General features: G+C 74.3%; 1 protein-coding gene and 1 pseudogene. Both read left to right on the top strand.

Annotated elements, in window-relative coordinates:
* On the top strand, positions 1–413 hold a 413-nt coding region (locus tag EAO71_RS37225), incomplete at its 5' end, for an acyl-CoA dehydrogenase family protein (RefSeq protein WP_261992538.1).
* A gap of 71 nt (positions 414–484) precedes the next feature.
* Positions 485–607: pseudogene (locus EAO71_RS37220) on the top strand (SDR family oxidoreductase); the annotation flags it as partial.

The raw sequence follows: 607 nt of genomic DNA, 5'->3' as shown, positions 1-607 counted from the left end.
GCTGGCGGATCGCGATGTCGACGACCGGCAACGAGCGGGGCCTGATGCTGCGCTCCCCCGGCCGCTTCCTGGCGGCCGCCGACCGGCTCGTACGGCTGTGGCGGGCGACGGGCGAGGACCCGGCCGTCCGCGACCGGGTCGCCGACGCGGTGATCGGGGCACGGGCCTACCAGCTGTTCACGGCCGGCGGGGCGGCGCGCTTCGCGGCCGGCGGGACGATCGGAGCCGAGTCGAGCCTGAACAAGGTCTTCTGGTCGCGGTACGACATCGCGCTGCACGAGACCGCGCTCGACCCCTGGCAGCGGCTCTTCCTCTTCTCCCGCGCCGACACCGTCTACGCCGGATCCAGCGAGATCCAGCGGAACATCATCGCCGAGCGGGTGCTCGGCCTCCCCAAGGAGCCGCGCCCGTGACACCTCCCGCAAAGACCCCCGACTACGTCCCCGGACACGGCCTGCTCGCCGGCCGCACCGCTGTCGTGACCGCCGCCGCCAAGGCCGGCGTCATGGCGCTCACCCGCTGCGCGGCCGTCGAGGCGGCCCCGTACGGCGTCCGCGTCAACGCGGTCGCGCCCTCGCTCGCGATGCACCCGCACCTGGTCAAGGTC

Origin of the sequence: Streptomyces sp. MS191 (assembly GCF_008042125.1) — a bacterium.
Classification (GTDB): domain Bacteria; phylum Actinomycetota; class Actinomycetes; order Streptomycetales; family Streptomycetaceae; genus Streptomyces.
The sequence above is the reverse complement of the archived record's forward strand: the minus strand, read 5'-3'. Positions and strand labels throughout refer to the sequence as shown.